Origin of the sequence: Williamsia serinedens, assembly GCF_024171725.1 — a bacterium.
Classification (GTDB): domain Bacteria; phylum Actinomycetota; class Actinomycetes; order Mycobacteriales; family Mycobacteriaceae; genus Williamsia_A; species Williamsia_A serinedens.
Window position 1 is genome coordinate 611,021 of sequence record NZ_JAMTCG010000001.1, and the last position, 13,141, is coordinate 624,161.

Sequence of the window (13,141 nt, forward strand, 5' to 3'; positions counted from 1 at the left end):
CGTCGGCGACGGCGGCCGCGGTGCCGCGCGGCGACGCGCCCGTGACGACCGGGCGCAGACTGGAGAGATGACCCCGTTCGGTTCGGTCCAACAGCGCGTCGGCGAGATGATCTTCGACCGGGTCGCGGGCGAGGAGGGGCCGCAGCGGCGCGATCGCATCCACCTGACGCCCGGCCCCCGACGCTTCGCGCCCGGCTCGGCGATCCTCCGGGTGCACAGCGACGCGTCGATGTTCGTCGGCGGCATGCGCGCGTTGCTCCTGCAGTCGTTGCACCCGCTCGCCATGGCTGCGGTCGACCAGCACTCGGGCTATCGGGGCGATCCATGGGGACGGCTGCAACGGACCAGCACGTTCCTCGCCGAGACCACTTTCGGCACGATCGACGACGCCGACCGGGCCATCCGCATCGTGCGTGCGGTGCACAAGCGCATCACCGGGGTCGCACCCGACGGGCGGCCCTACGCCGCGTCCGACCCGCACCTGATCCGGTGGGTGCACCTCGCCGAGATCGACAGCTTCCTGCGTGCGCACGACCGGTACGGCGCTGATCCGCTGGACGCGGCGGGCCGCGACGAGTACGTCCGCCAGACCGCGTTCGTAGCGCGGGGACTCGGAGCCGTCGACGTTCCCGAGACGGTGGCGGAGCTCGACGCCGCTCTCGCGTCCTACCGGCCCGAGCTGCGGGGCACCGCGGCCGCTCGTCGGGCAGCGCGTTTCATCCTGCTCACGCCGCCCATACCGGTGGCGTTGCGTCCCGCGTACGGCCTGCTGTCCTCGGTGGCGGTCTCGATGATGCCGTGGTGGACCCGATTCCCCCTGCGCCTGCCCTACCTCCCGGTCACCGAGGCGACTGCTGTGCGGGCCGGGGGCATCGCCATGACGACGGCGATCCGCTGGGCGCTCGGCTCGGGTGAGGTGAGGGCAGCCGACCGCTCGGGCGACGCGATCGAGGACTGACCGTCGGAGCCTCGTTGACACCACCGGGCACGTAGGTGAAGATTTCGTCATCGATGACGGAGGTGTTCACGTGGGTGTTCGTTCAGCTGTGTTCCCGAGCCGGTCGACGCATCGGGGGGCACCCGTCATCGACGTCGACCTCTACGGCGACCACGCCGTCGACAACGCGCAGGACGTGTACCGCCTGATCCGTGACGCCGGCCCGGTGGTGTGGCTGCCGCGGCACCGGGTGTTCGCGATGGGCCGGTTCGACGACGTGCGGGCGGCGCTCCGGGACGACGCCGGTTTCCGGAGCGGCAAAGGCGTCGCGGCGAACCCGGTGGCGAACACGTTGGGGCACTTCACCACCCTCTCCAGCGACGGCGACACCCACATGCGACGTCGGATGATCCTCATGCAGTCACTCACGTCGCGCGCGATCCGCCCGTCGCTGCCGACCCTGGAACGAGAGGCGGCCGCGACCGTCGACCGGCTGCTCGCCCGCGACAGCTTCGACGGCATCGCCGACTTCGCCACCCGGCTGCCCGTGCAGGCCGTCGCCGAGCTCGTCGGCGTCCGGGTCACACCCGAGCAGATGCTGACCTGGGGAAGGGCCACGTTCGACGGCCTCGGGCCGACGAACGGCCGCGCACTGAAGTCGTTGCGAAGCGCCTTGGGATTGTTCTCCTACACGGTGCGACTCGACCGGCGGCACGTCACACCCGACGGGTGGGCGTCGACCGTGCTCGACGCCGCCGACCGCGGCGAGATCAGCCGCATCGAGGCCAAGAACATGATCATCGACTTCGTCGCACCCAGCCTCGACACCACGATCCTGGCGACCGGCCGGCTGCTCTGGAGCCTGGGCACCCACCCGCAGGCGTGGCAGCAGATGCGCGACGAGCCGGACCTCATCCCGACTGCAGTCGTCGAGGCCGTCCGCCTGGCGTCGCCGGTGCGGACGTTCACTCGCAGCGTCACGAGGGAGACCACGATCGGTGATGTGCGACTCCGCGCCGGCGATCGCATCGCACTGCTGTTCGCCGCAGCCAACAGCGACGAGCGACATTTCGACGACCCCGAGAGGTTCTCGCTCGACCAGCGCGGCGGCAACGTCGGGTGGGGGCACGGGGTGCACACCTGCGTCGGCATGCAGCTGGCCAAGCTCGAGATGCAGACGCTGTTGCGGGCCATGGTCGACAGGGTCGACCGGATCACCGTCGACGAGCCGGTGCTGCTGCGGAACAACTGTCTGCAGGGTCTCGAGTCGTTTCGCGCCTCCTTCTCCTGAGGTCCGGAACCGTGCCTTGACTGACACCATCGTCGTAGGTGACAATATCGTCAGAAACTAGGGAGTTGTCACCATGACCGTCACGCACGACGTCCACGAGGGCCTGCACGCCGACGAGGGGGCACTGCCGGGGGAACACCCCGGACGCCACCCCGACCCGGTGGTGAAGGTGCACGACATCGCGTGGTTGGAGTTCGACAAGCCCGACCTGGTCCGCACCGCCGCTTTCGCGGTCGACTTCGGGTTCGTCCCCACCCTGCAGACGCGCGACGAACTGCACCTGCGGGGAGCGCTGCCGGGGTCACCGTGCGTGATCGTCCGTCGGGCGAACCGCACCGCGTTCACCGGTGTGGCCTTCCGCGCGGCCGACGACGCGGACCTGCACACCCTCGCGGCCGAATGGGGCCGACCGGTCGAACCGCTCGGTGACGCCCTGGGCGGACGGGCGGTGACGACCAGGGAACCCAGCGGGTGCCGGGTGCGGGTGGTCGCCGGGGTCACCGACTGGCCCGGGTTGCCACTCCAGGACACGAGGGCGTTCAATGTCGCCCGCACGATCGAGCGCGCCAACGACACCCAGCGTCCTCCGCGCGCCCCGGCAGTGGTCGAGCGCCTCGGCCACGTCGTACTCCAGTCGACGCGCTATCTGGAGTCCCTCAACTGGTATCTGCGCAACCTCGGGTTGATCGTCAGCGATTTCCTGTACTACCCGGGACAGCGTGACCGCGGCCCGGTGATGAGCTTCATCCGGTGCGACCGGGCAACCGAGCCGGCCGACCACCACACGCTGGCGTTGACCCTCGGACCCGCGGACCGCTACGTGCACTCGGCCTACCAGGTGTGCGATCTCGACGCCCTCGCCGCGGGCGGCGAATTCCTCACCGAGCGCGGCTACCACCGCTCCTGGGGCGTCGGCCGTCACATCCAGGGCAGTCAGATCTTCGACTACTGGCGGGATCCGGACGGCTTCCTCGTCGAACACTTCACGGACGGTGACCGGTTCGACGACACGGTCACGGCCGGGTGGGCGCCGATGACGGCGTCCGGTCTCAATCAGTGGGGACCGCCGGCCACGGCGGACTTCCTCGGCGTCAAGCCCGGGAAGGCCGCGCTGCGCGAGTTCGCCGCGATCCTCTCCTCGTTGCGAGAGTCCGACAACGAGTTCGACGTCCACCGCCTCCTCGGTCTGATGAAAGTGGCCCGCTCATGAGCATCTCCGTCCTGCGCACCGCCGACGCGTGGTGGGTCTCCCTGCCCGGCGGCGCCCGCCGCGTCGACACCGTCGCGGCCACGACCGCCGATCTCATCGCCGATCGGGGCGCGGTCGAGTCCGCGGTGTCCGGTTCCGGCGACCTCGTCGACCCCTCGACGCTCGCCCTTGTGTCACCGGTGACCGCACCGTGTCGGGTGATCGCCCAGATGACGAACTACGTCTCGCACGTGAAGGATTCGGGCATGGACCCCGACACGGTCCCGCTCACCTTCTTCCGCAAGTCCTCCGGGTCGATCTCGGGCCCGTACGACGACGTCGTCAAGCCGGCCCACGTCGACCTACTCGACTACGAGGTCGAGATCGGGCTGGTCTTCGGTCGGACCGTGGCCGTGGGCACCCACATCGACGAGGACACCCTGGCCGAGTCGGTCGCGGGGCTCGTCGTGACCAACGACGTGTCCGCACGGGACGTCCAGCTGCCGAAGACCCAGTTCTACGAGGCGAAGTCGTACCCGACCTTCACGCCGGTCGGCCCGGCACTGGTCCTGCTCGAACCAGGGGAGTGGGAGAAGTTCGCGACCCTGACGTTGCAACTGCGCGTCAACGGCGTCACCCGACAGAACAGCACCGTGGCCGACATGATCTACAAGCCGCTGCAGACCCTGCGCGAACTCAATCGTTTCCAGCGCGTCGATCCCGGTGACCTGCTCCTCACCGGCACGCCCGGGGGCACGGCTCTCACGGCGCCGCCCAAGCCGGTCGAGATAATCGGCGCGTTGCTGCCCCCGCACGTGAAGTGGAAGGCGTTCTTCCGCCGCCAGGCGTCCAACCCGAAGTATCTGCGCGACGGCGACATCGTCGAGGCGACGGTGCGATCCGGGGACGGCATCATCGACCTGGGCACCCAGAAGACCATGGTGCGGCACGCATGATCACGCACGCCCCCGTGCTGATCGTCGGCGCGGGTCCCACCGGGCTGACCGCGGCGGCCTTGCTGGCCGATCACGGTGTGCCGTCGGTGATCCTGGAGCGGTGGGACGACGTGTACCCGCAGCCCCGCGCCGTCCACCTCGACGACGAGGTCTACCGCGTCCTCGGCCGGCTCGGCCTCGCCGAGGAGTTCGCATCCATCTCGCGACCGGGTCACGGGCTGCGCCTCGTCACGCGAGATCTGCAGGTGCTCGCGGAGTTCCGTCGCGACCCCGACGGCGGGGTGCACGGGTACCCGGCAGCGTCGATGTTCGACCAGCCGGACCTCGAGCGACTGCTGCGGTCGGCCATCGCACGCCGCTCCGACCTCATCACGCTGCGCGGTGGGGTCGAGGTCCACTCGATCGACCAGTCGTCGTCGGGGGTGACCGTGTCGGCCTCGGATCGTCACTCCGGCGCACCGTTGTCGTTCGACGGCTCGTACCTCCTCGGGTGCGACGGCGCCGGGAGTCTGGCCAGAGAATCGATCGGAGGGTCATGGCGTGACCTCGGCTTCAGCCAGCGGTGGCTCGTCGTCGACATCGAGACCGCCGAGGATCTCGACCAGTGGGACGGGGTGCATCAGGTCTGCGACACCGACCGCGCAGCGACCTACATGCGCATCGGCGACAAGCGGTACCGCTGGGAGTTCCGACTGCTCGACGACGAATCCGCCGACGACTACTCCTCGGTCGAGGCGGTGGCGCCGCTGATCGGTCCGTGGCTGCCCGCGAACAGCGAAGGCTCGCTGACGCTGATCCGCTCGGCGGAGTACACCTTCCGTGCGCGCTGCGCGCAGACGTGGCGGGACCGACGGGTGTTCCTCCTCGGTGACGCCGCCCACCTCACGCCACCCTTCATCGGGCAGGGGATGGGCGCCGGCATCCGTGACGCGGCCAATCTGAGCTGGAAACTCGCTGCCGTCCTCGCCGGCGGTGTGCCGGAGTCGTCGCTCGACAGCTACGAACAGGAACGGATACCCCACGCGCTCTCGATGATCCGACTCGCGGTCGGCGTCGGTGTCGCCATGACACGAGGTGGGAACGGGGGAGATCTGCTGCGGCGCGTGATCGCACCCCGGATGGCGCGGATCCCGGGGTTGTCGGCGCGGGTGACCGACAGCGCCACGCCGTCGCTGGGCACGTCGTACCACGTGCGGCACGGCGCGGTCGCCGACCTGTTGCCGTCGGTGGTGCTGGGCGCCGCGCGCGGTGCGGCAGGACTGCCGGGGACGCTGGCGCCGAATGTGATCGTCGAGTCGGGGAGGGGACGACTCGACGACTTCCTCGACCGGTGCATGATCGTCACCCTCGACGAACCGTCGCCCGATCAGCGGTTCGAGATCGTGCGTCGCGGCGCCGGAGTCCTCACCGTCGGCGGAGAAACGCCGTTGGGGGCGTGGCTGATCGGACATCGCGCACGCGCCGCGCTGATCAGACCCGATTCGACGGTGATGGCTGCCGGCACCGACATCGACGCGATCTACACCGTCACACCGACTCTCATGGGCGCGTAGAACGCCCCCAGCACTCCGTGGCTGTCAGGGCTCCACGACGAAGAACGCACCGGCCAGGCTCGGCGTCGCGCCGTCCAGACCCACCGATATCCGCCATGTACCGGCCTGATCGAGCGAGACCGGGAGTGCGACCGGGAAGACCGTCGGCTGCAACGGTCGGTCGGCGCCGGGGCCGTCCCAGGACGAGACCAGTTCGAACACGTGACGCTCGGGGTCGGTGGATCCGTCGGGACGCGTCAACTCGATGCGCACATCCATCTGCGCACCGGACTCGGCGGTCGTGTCCCGTAACGCACCGACCGCGGCGTAGAGCTCGATGTCCTGCGGCAGGCTCGTGGGCGAGAACTCGTACGCACCGAAGTTCTTCACGTCGAGTGTGGTGGTGCTGTGGGCCATGGCCTCGGCGAGTCCGAACGCGGTCAGTTGTGGCATGCGGCCGAGGGTACGACACCCGGTGAACCGGTTCGTGACTCCCTCCATCTCCACCATAGACGCGGAGCAGGGCCTTGCCGCAAGACCCCGCTGATGGTGCAGAATGCCTCCGCCGCTGGTGAAGTCACGAGGTCGGAGAGAGAATGCGCATTGCTCACAAGCCCCTCGACGAGGGCCCGCTCTTCCATGGCACCCGCGCCCAGGTGCAGCCCGGCGATCTGCTCACCGCGGGGTTCCGGTCGAACTATCGACCGGAGATCGTCATGAACCACATCTATTTCACGGCGCTGCGCGACGGCGCCGGGCTGGCTGCGGAGATCGCCGCCATGGACGTCGCGGGAGCAACACCCCATGTCTACGAGGTGGTCCCGACGGGCCGGTTCGAGGACGACCCGAACGTCACGGACAAGAAGTTCCCCGGGAACCCCACGCGATCGTTCCGCAGCGCGGATCCGCTGAGGGTGGTCCGGGAGGTGCACGACTGGACCCGCCTGAGCGACGCCGACCGTCAGATGTGGCGGGAACGCCTCGGCGCGATCCGAGACCGTCGCGGCGAGATCATCAACTGACGAAGCGTCGACCCGTCACGTCGACCAGGTGATGTATCGGGTCGTGGACGAAGTAGCGACCCAACGACTCGACGGTGAAGACGCTGCCGTCACTGCGATGGCCGGTGCGACCGAGTGCGTCCACGGGGACCGCGCGAAAGGCGTCGGCGATCGCGTGGCCGGCCTCGGCGAGTTCGCGCAGGACCGTCGTCGGGTCCTGCTCGCCGTACCGCTCGGCGACGGCGGTCGCGTCCTGGTCCCAGTCGTCGAAGGCTGGATCGATGAGAGTAGTCATCGCGTCGAGGCGCACCGCGAAACGGCGGAACACGTCACGGACGTGCGCCGCGTACTCGAGCGGCGACCACGTCGCGTCGTCAGGGCGCGCCGACGGATCCGACAACTCCAGGGCCGCAGGCCACCGACCGACGTTGTCGACGACGAGGCCGGGTATCTCGCGAAAGGGAAGCGACGACGCGTCGAAACCGCACGCATCGCAGCGTCGCTGCAGCACCCATGTCCAGTTCTTCGTGTCGGGATCGATCGGCATGGTCGAACGCTAATCGCGCGGCGCGCCGTGCGGCGGTGTATGAGACGGTGCCGCCGACATGTGGCAGAGGACTTACGGGGGTTGTCGGGCGTTGTACGTTCAGCACATGCAGGGAGCACAACGATGAAGGCGACACTCATCTACGGCAAGGGCGACATCCGGGTCGAGAACGTGCCCGACCCGGAGATCAAGGACCCCACCGACGCGCTGGTACGCGTGGCGCGGTCGTGCATCTGCGGCAGCGACCTGTGGCCCTACGGGTCGAAGAAGCCGTCGGACAAGGGCGCCCGTATCGGACACGAATTCCTCGGGATCATCGAGGACGTCGGCTCCGAGGTCGGCGATCTCACGCGCGGCGATCTCGTCGTGGCGCCGTTCGTCTGGGCCGACAACACCTGCGACTTCTGCCGCGAGGGCCTGCACACGTCCTGTCGGCACGGTGGCGGCTGGGGCATGGGCGGCGTCGACGGCGGACAGGGCGAGGCCGTCCGCGTCCCGCAGGCGCAGGGCACGCTGGTCAAGCTTCCCGTCGCCGAGGACTCCGCCCTGCTCCCGTCACTCCTGACGCTGTCGGACGTGTTCTCGACCGGCCATCACTGCGCGGTGACCGCCGGCGTGCAGGAGGGTGACACGGTCACCGTGATCGGTGACGGTGCGGTCGGACTGTCGGCGGTGCTCGCCGCGAAGCGACTCGGCGCCGACCAGATCATCCTGATGGGCCGTCACACCGCACGGACCGACCTCGGTCGTGAGTTCGGCGCCACCGACGTCGTCGAGGAGCGCGGCGACGAGGGAGTCGAGAAGGTCCGCGACCTGACCGGCGGGGACGGCACCCGCAGGGTCCTCGAGTGCGTCGGCCACGAGGCGGCTCTCGACATGGCGTTCGGCGCGGTCCGAGCCGGTGGCACGGTCAGCCGTGTCGGCGTCCCGCAGTACGACAAGGTGACCGCGGGCCGCCAGTTCTTCATGGACAACATCACCCTCACCGGTGGCGTCGCGCCCGCGCGGGCGTACATCGAGGAACTCATGCCCGACGTGCTCGACGGGAAGGTCGAACCCGGCAAGGTCTTCGACGTCACGATCGGACTCGACGAGGTCCCTGGCGGCTACCAGAAGATGGCCGACCGCGAGGCGCTCAAGGTGCTCATCGCGCCGTGAGTCAGAGACCGAGGTCCGACAGGCCGGGGTGATCCTCCGGACGCGGGCCACCGCGGTCCCAGTGGAACTTGCGGTCCTCCTCACGGATCGGCACGTCGTTGATGCTGGCGTGGCGGTGAGTCATGTAGCCGGCGTCGTCGAACGCCCAGTTCTCGTTCCCGTAGGCGCGGAACCACTCGCCGGTGTCGAGGTGGTACTCGTAGGCGAAGCGCACGGCGATGCGATCGTCGCCGAACGCCCACAGCTCCTTGATCAACCGGTATTCGTGCTCGCGCTCCCACTTGCGCGTCAGGAACTGCACGATGGCCTCGCGACCGGCGAAGAACTCCGAACGATTTCGCCATCGACTGTCGGGGGAGTAGGCCATCGAGACGCGCTGCGGATCACGCGTGTTCCAGGCGTCTTCCGCCTTGCGGACCTTCACGATCGCGGACTCGAGGGTGAACGGCGGGACGGGTGGGCGCGGTTCGGTCGGCGCGGAATCGGTCATCGGCACGTCGCTTTCTCTCGGCACCTCATATGTAGAACGGTCTGTCTACACCGCAGACCGTAGCCGTGGTGGACAGACCTGTCTACCCTATGGTCCATGACTGTCGGCGCCATCCTGGATCCTCCGGTCGACGTGCCGTCGCTTCCCGCACGCGATCGGATCCTCGCCACCGCCTACCGCCTCTTCTATCGGGACGGGATCCGCGCAACCGGTGTCGACCGGGTCATCGCGGAGGCCGGGGTCACGAAAGTGACGTTCTACCGCCACTTCACCGGTAAGAACGCGCTGATCGTGGCTTTCCTCGAACTGCGCCACGAACGCTGGATGGACTGGTTCCGGGATGCGCTGCGACGGCATTCGACGACTGCGCGAAAAAGATCGCCCGTCGTCACGGCGGTGGAGGAGTGGCTGGGATCGCCGAGCTTCCGCGGGTGTGCCTTCATCAACAGCGTCAACGAGTTGGGAGCCGAACTCCCCGAGATCCACGAGATCGCACAGCGACACAAAGAAGCGATGGTGGAAGCGATCCGCGAGGCGCTGCCGGTCGGCCCCCATCGCTCGCAGACGGCGCGTGCGCTCGGCGTCGCGGTCGACGGCGCAGTCGTGCACGCCCAGTACACCCGCGATGTTGCTGCTGCCGTCGAGGCACTGGGCACCATCGCTGCTCGCGTGACGGCCGACAGGCGGCGGTGACGAGATCATGGTTTCGGCAGCGTGCCGACGGGTAGTCCACCGACATGTCAGACGAGCAGGCACGTGGCGACAGCGACGACGTCTACGAGGAACCGGTTCGCGACCAGGCGAGTGATTCGGACTCCGACCCTGACGCCGACCCCGACATGCTCACGTCGGGGGAGCGCGGGCAGAACTCGGATCAAGCCGAGGGTGACGACGATCCCGCCGAGACGGGGTCGCAGTCGTGACCGGCGGATCGCCGATAGGTCGAGTTCTGGCTGCAGCCGAGGGACTGTCGTCGCTCGACGGCGTCGCGTCGACGGTGTCTCGCCTTCTGTCGCCCGTTCTCAGCGGGGGACTGGGCGACGTCCTGCGGGGCTCCTGGTTGGGACACCCCCTGCATCCGGTGCTGGTGACCGTGCCGATCGGCGCCTGGACCGCGGTACCGCTCTTCGACCTCACCGGCCAACCCGTCGCAGCGCAACGTCTCACGGCGCTGGGTCTCGCCGCGGCCGTTCCCGCTGCCACTGCAGGGCTTGCCGAGTACACGACCCTCGACGCCCCGCAACGCCGCGTCGCACTCGTCCACGCGTCGACCAACTCGGTGGCTGTGACCGCATTGGCCGCGTCAATGGTCGCTCGCAGCAGGGACCTCACCGGACGAGCGCTCGCCTTGACGATTGTGGGCCTCGGCGTGACCGGCGTGTCAGGAGCACTGGGTGGCCACCTCTCGTACGTGCAAGCCGCAGGCGTGCAGCGGGAATCCCGTCCCTCGGCATAGGCACCGGTCGACACCCACCGCTGGGCGCGCGTGATGGTGGACGACTTCCCCTGGGCCAGTTTTGCGACCGGATCACCGGGAACCCACCACCTACCGTGTCACCGAATTCAGGAGGCTGACCGAATGGTGAACAAGGCGCTGCTGGTCCGAGTGGAAGCAAAGCCCGGCAAGGAAGGTGCGGTGGAGGAATTCCTCCGCTCGGCCCTGCCGCTGGTAGAGCAGGAGCCGGGGACGCGACCGTGGCTGGCGGTGCGCTTCGGGCCGTCGACCTTCGGCATCGTCGACGCGTTCCCCGACGAGGACGCCCGTGAGACGCATCTGAACGGTCCCATCGGCAAGGCACTCGGCGAGCGAGCCGACGAGCTCTTCGCCGGCGCGCCGGAGATCAGCTTCCTCGACGTGGTCGCCGACAAGCTCTGACCCACCCGAGCGCGGGAACGGTCTCCGCGATGCGACCTCTCCCCACACCGTTTACCACCGGTGGTCCCGGGCATTGCTGGAGTGTCGAGCTCAACCGATCGAGGAGGCACCCATGAGAGCAATCGTGTACGACGGACCGCGCGAGGTCAGCGTCAAGGACGTCCCGGACCCGACGATCGAACGACCCACCGACGTACTCGTCCGTATCACCGCGACCAACATCTGCGGTTCGGACCTCCACATGTACGAGGGCAGAACCGATTTCGAGACAGGACGGTGCTTCGGACACGAGAACCTCGGCGAGGTCGTCGAGGTCGGGAGCGGCGTGGACAAGGTCACGGTGGGAGAGCGGGTCGTTCTGCCGTTCAACATCTCCTGCGGGTTCTGCAAGAACTGCGAGAGAGGATTCACCAACTACTGCCTGACGACCCATCCCGATCCGCAGATGGCCGGGGCCGCTTATGGGTTCGCCGACATGGGTCCGTGGCAGGGCGGCCAGGCGGAGTATCTCCGCGTGCCGTACGGCGACCACAACTGCTTGCGGCTGGGTGAGGATTCGGTCGACAAGGAGAACGACTACGTCATGGTGGCCGACATCTTCCCGACCGGGTATCACGCCACCGAGATGGCCGGCGTCGTCCCCGGGGACTCGGTGGTGATCTACGGGGGTGGCCCGGTGGGACTGATGGCCGCCCTGTCCGCGACGATCAAGGGCGCGTCGAAGGTGATGGTGGTCGATCGCCACCCTGATCGGCTCCGTCTCGCCGAAGAGATCGGCGCGTTGGCCGTCGACGACTCGAAGGTCGACCCCGTCGAATTCGTCCTCGATCAGACCATGGCCCTCGGGGCCGACCGCGGGTGCGAGTGCGTGGGCTATCAGGCGCACGACCCGCAGGGGACCGAGCATCCGAACATGGTGCTCAACAGCTTGGTGAAGTCGGTCCGTTTCACCGGCGGCATCGGCTCGGTCGGGGTGTACGTCCCCCAGGATCCGGGCGGCGCGGACGATCTGGCCAAGAACGGGGAAGTCGCGTTCGACTACGGGCTGCACTGGTTCAAGGGTCAGAGCCTGGGCAGCGGGCAGTGCCCGGTCAAGCGGTACAACCGGCGCCTGCGCGACCTGATCGCCGCGGACAAGGCGACGCCGTCATGGATCGTCTCCCACGACCTGCCCCTGGAACAGGGCCCGGACGCGTACCAGCACTTCGACAACCGGGACGACGGCTGGACGAAGGTCGTACTCCACCCCGCCGCCTCGAACTGACGCGAGGCGAGTGACGAACGCGTCGCACCACAGCTCATCGGGCGGCGCGGAGTTCCGACGGTCGACCGACAGGGCGGACCGTCACACCTTCACGAGAGGACATTCACCATGGCAGACGAATTGAGCGGTACACGCGTCGCGATTCTGGCGGCGGACGGCGTCGAGCGAGTCGAACTGGAACAACCCCGACAGGCGGTGCAGGATGCCGGCGGTTCCACGCAGTTGCTGTCACTGCACGACGGCGAGATCCAGGCTCGCGACCACGATCTCGACTCGGCCGGCACCTTTTCCGTCGATGCACTGGTGCGGTCCGCGTCGGTCGACGACTACGACGCGCTGTTGCTCCCCGGTGGGACGGTGAACCCCGACCAGCTGCGGACCGATGACGAGGCCGTCTCCTTCGTCCGCGACTTCGTGACATCCGGGAAACCGGTGGCGTCGATCTGCCACGGTCCGTGGACACTCATCGAGGCCGGTGTGGCGAAGGGCCGAACGCTCACCTCGTTCCCCAGCATTCGCACCGACCTGCGCAATGCCGGTGCGAACGTGGTGGACGAGGAGGTGGTCCGGAACGGGAACCTCGTCACGAGCCGCTCGCCGGACGACCTCCCTGCGTTCTGTGCAGCGATCGTGGAGCTGTTCGGCGCGGCCGCGCAGCGAACCGGTCGGGGAGGCGGCGCCTGAGCCCACCGCGGGTGGCCGGCCGCACCACGGTGTACCGGCCACCACCTCGCCGAGACTCCCTACTTCAGCGCGCATCCAGGAAGGGTTCTGCTTGCTGCTCACCGACGCTCCCGGGCGGACATGACCGATCACCTCACTCCCATCAGTGATCTCGAGGACCTTCTCGACGCAGACGCGGACCTGAGAGCGTTTCTGTCGCAGTCGTTGCAGATGGCG

The 13,141-nt window shown here is 68.4% G+C and carries 16 protein-coding genes; 13 read left to right on the plus strand and 3 right to left on the minus strand.

Annotated features, from left to right (window positions below; genetic code table 11):
* Positions 1-67: 67 nt before the first annotated feature.
* The 5 genes from LX12_RS02800 (at position 68) to mhpA (ending at position 5,926) form a co-directional block, all read left to right on the plus strand.
* Positions 68-958 (plus strand): oxygenase MpaB family protein, encoded by an 891-nt coding sequence (locus tag LX12_RS02800; RefSeq protein WP_253652952.1) that lies wholly within the window; start codon positions 68-70, stop codon positions 956-958.
* 70 nt (positions 959-1,028) lie between these two features.
* Entirely contained in the window at positions 1,029-2,228 is a 1,200-nt protein-coding gene (locus LX12_RS22155; protein WP_253652953.1) for a cytochrome P450, read from the plus strand.
* Between the two features lie 73 nt (positions 2,229-2,301).
* Positions 2,302-3,438 (plus strand): VOC family protein, encoded by a 1,137-nt coding sequence (locus LX12_RS02810; protein WP_253652954.1) that lies wholly within the window; start codon positions 2,302-2,304, stop codon positions 3,436-3,438.
* Entirely contained in the window at positions 3,435-4,373 is a 939-nt protein-coding gene (locus tag LX12_RS02815) for a fumarylacetoacetate hydrolase family protein (protein WP_253652955.1), read from the plus strand. Before LX12_RS02810 ends, LX12_RS02815 begins: the two co-directional genes overlap by 4 nt.
* Positions 4,370-5,926: a bifunctional 3-(3-hydroxy-phenyl)propionate/3-hydroxycinnamic acid hydroxylase MhpA gene (mhpA, locus tag LX12_RS02820; protein ID WP_253652956.1), complete on the plus strand. Its 1,557-nt coding sequence runs from the start codon at positions 4,370-4,372 to the stop codon at positions 5,924-5,926. The genes LX12_RS02815 and mhpA overlap by 4 nt, the downstream gene beginning before the upstream one ends.
* Positions 5,927-5,950: 24 nt before the next feature.
* Here mhpA and LX12_RS02825 read toward each other — a convergent pair whose 3' ends face one another.
* Positions 5,951-6,358, minus strand: a complete 408-nt coding sequence (locus tag LX12_RS02825) for a hypothetical protein (RefSeq protein WP_253652957.1) — start codon at positions 6,356-6,358, stop codon at positions 5,951-5,953.
* A 143-nt stretch (positions 6,359-6,501) separates the two neighbouring features.
* Here LX12_RS02825 and LX12_RS02830 point away from each other — a divergent pair, with 143 nt between their 5' ends.
* On the plus strand, positions 6,502-6,927 hold the full coding sequence (locus tag LX12_RS02830; protein ID WP_253652958.1) for an NAD(+)--rifampin ADP-ribosyltransferase: 426 nt from the start codon (positions 6,502-6,504) through the stop codon (positions 6,925-6,927).
* Here LX12_RS02830 and LX12_RS02835 read toward each other — a convergent pair.
* Positions 6,920-7,453, minus strand: a complete 534-nt coding sequence (locus LX12_RS02835; protein ID WP_253652959.1) for a DinB family protein — start codon at positions 7,451-7,453, stop codon at positions 6,920-6,922. The two genes, LX12_RS02830 and LX12_RS02835, sit on opposite strands and share 8 nt — an antisense overlap.
* A 123-nt stretch (positions 7,454-7,576) precedes the next feature.
* Here LX12_RS02835 and LX12_RS02840 point away from each other — a divergent pair, with 123 nt between their 5' ends.
* Positions 7,577-8,611: a zinc-binding dehydrogenase gene (locus tag LX12_RS02840; RefSeq protein WP_253652960.1), complete on the plus strand. Its 1,035-nt coding sequence runs from the start codon at positions 7,577-7,579 to the stop codon at positions 8,609-8,611.
* 1 nt (position 8,612) lies between these two features.
* Here the strand turns inward: LX12_RS02840 and LX12_RS02845 are convergent, their stop codons facing one another.
* Positions 8,613-9,101 (minus strand): nuclear transport factor 2 family protein, encoded by a 489-nt coding sequence (locus LX12_RS02845; protein ID WP_253652961.1) that lies wholly within the window; start codon positions 9,099-9,101, stop codon positions 8,613-8,615.
* 96 nt (positions 9,102-9,197) lie between these two features.
* On the opposite strand from LX12_RS02845, the gene LX12_RS02850 reads away from it, so the two are divergent.
* The 6 genes from LX12_RS02850 to LX12_RS02875 all read left to right on the plus strand — a co-directional run bounded on the left by LX12_RS02850 (position 9,198) and on the right by LX12_RS02875 (position 12,925).
* Entirely contained in the window at positions 9,198-9,794 is a 597-nt protein-coding gene (locus LX12_RS02850; protein ID WP_253652962.1) for a TetR/AcrR family transcriptional regulator, read from the plus strand.
* A gap of 44 nt (positions 9,795-9,838) precedes the next feature.
* The gene (locus LX12_RS02855; RefSeq protein WP_253652963.1) at positions 9,839-10,024 is read left to right on the plus strand and encodes a hypothetical protein; all 186 of its coding nucleotides are present in this window, start codon (positions 9,839-9,841) and stop codon (positions 10,022-10,024) included.
* On the plus strand, positions 10,021-10,557 hold the full coding sequence (locus tag LX12_RS02860) for a DUF2231 domain-containing protein (protein WP_253652964.1): 537 nt from the start codon (positions 10,021-10,023) through the stop codon (positions 10,555-10,557). The genes LX12_RS02855 and LX12_RS02860 overlap by 4 nt, the downstream gene beginning before the upstream one ends.
* 123 nt (positions 10,558-10,680) lie before the next feature.
* Positions 10,681-10,977 carry a putative quinol monooxygenase gene (locus tag LX12_RS02865; RefSeq protein ID WP_253652965.1) on the plus strand — a complete coding sequence of 99 codons (297 nt, stop codon included), beginning with the start codon at positions 10,681-10,683 and terminating at the stop codon, positions 10,975-10,977.
* 112 nt (positions 10,978-11,089) lie between these two features.
* Positions 11,090-12,241: a glutathione-independent formaldehyde dehydrogenase gene (locus LX12_RS02870; protein ID WP_253652966.1), complete on the plus strand. Its 1,152-nt coding sequence runs from the start codon at positions 11,090-11,092 to the stop codon at positions 12,239-12,241.
* A 108-nt stretch (positions 12,242-12,349) separates the two neighbouring features.
* A complete protein-coding gene (locus LX12_RS02875) occupies positions 12,350-12,925 on the plus strand; it encodes a type 1 glutamine amidotransferase domain-containing protein (RefSeq protein ID WP_253652967.1) in 576 nt (191 codons plus the stop codon).
* The last annotated feature ends 216 nt before the right edge of the window (positions 12,926-13,141 follow it).

Coding starts and splice junctions, on each gene's coding strand:
- LX12_RS02855 (WP_253652963.1), top strand. CDS start 9,839: ATGTCAGACGAGCAGGCACGTGGCGACAGCGACGACGTCTACGAGGAA.
- LX12_RS02815 (WP_253652955.1), top strand. CDS start 3,435: ATGAGCATCTCCGTCCTGCGCACCGCCGACGCGTGGTGGGTCTCCCTG.
- LX12_RS02850 (WP_253652962.1), top strand. CDS start 9,198: ATGACTGTCGGCGCCATCCTGGATCCTCCGGTCGACGTGCCGTCGCTT.
- LX12_RS02835 (WP_253652959.1), bottom strand. CDS start 7,453: ATGCCGATCGATCCCGACACGAAGAACTGGACATGGGTGCTGCAGCGA.
- LX12_RS02870 (WP_253652966.1), top strand. CDS start 11,090: ATGAGAGCAATCGTGTACGACGGACCGCGCGAGGTCAGCGTCAAGGAC.
- LX12_RS02845 (WP_253652961.1), bottom strand. CDS start 9,101: ATGACCGATTCCGCGCCGACCGAACCGCGCCCACCCGTCCCGCCGTTC.
- LX12_RS02810 (WP_253652954.1), top strand. CDS start 2,302: ATGACCGTCACGCACGACGTCCACGAGGGCCTGCACGCCGACGAGGGG.
- LX12_RS02830 (WP_253652958.1), top strand. CDS start 6,502: ATGCGCATTGCTCACAAGCCCCTCGACGAGGGCCCGCTCTTCCATGGC.
- LX12_RS02840 (WP_253652960.1), top strand. CDS start 7,577: ATGAAGGCGACACTCATCTACGGCAAGGGCGACATCCGGGTCGAGAAC.
- LX12_RS02825 (WP_253652957.1), bottom strand. CDS start 6,358: ATGCCACAACTGACCGCGTTCGGACTCGCCGAGGCCATGGCCCACAGC.
- LX12_RS02865 (WP_253652965.1), top strand. CDS start 10,681: ATGGTGAACAAGGCGCTGCTGGTCCGAGTGGAAGCAAAGCCCGGCAAG.
- LX12_RS02800 (WP_253652952.1), top strand. CDS start 68: ATGACCCCGTTCGGTTCGGTCCAACAGCGCGTCGGCGAGATGATCTTC.
- mhpA (WP_253652956.1), top strand. CDS start 4,370: ATGATCACGCACGCCCCCGTGCTGATCGTCGGCGCGGGTCCCACCGGG.
- LX12_RS02875 (WP_253652967.1), top strand. CDS start 12,350: ATGGCAGACGAATTGAGCGGTACACGCGTCGCGATTCTGGCGGCGGAC.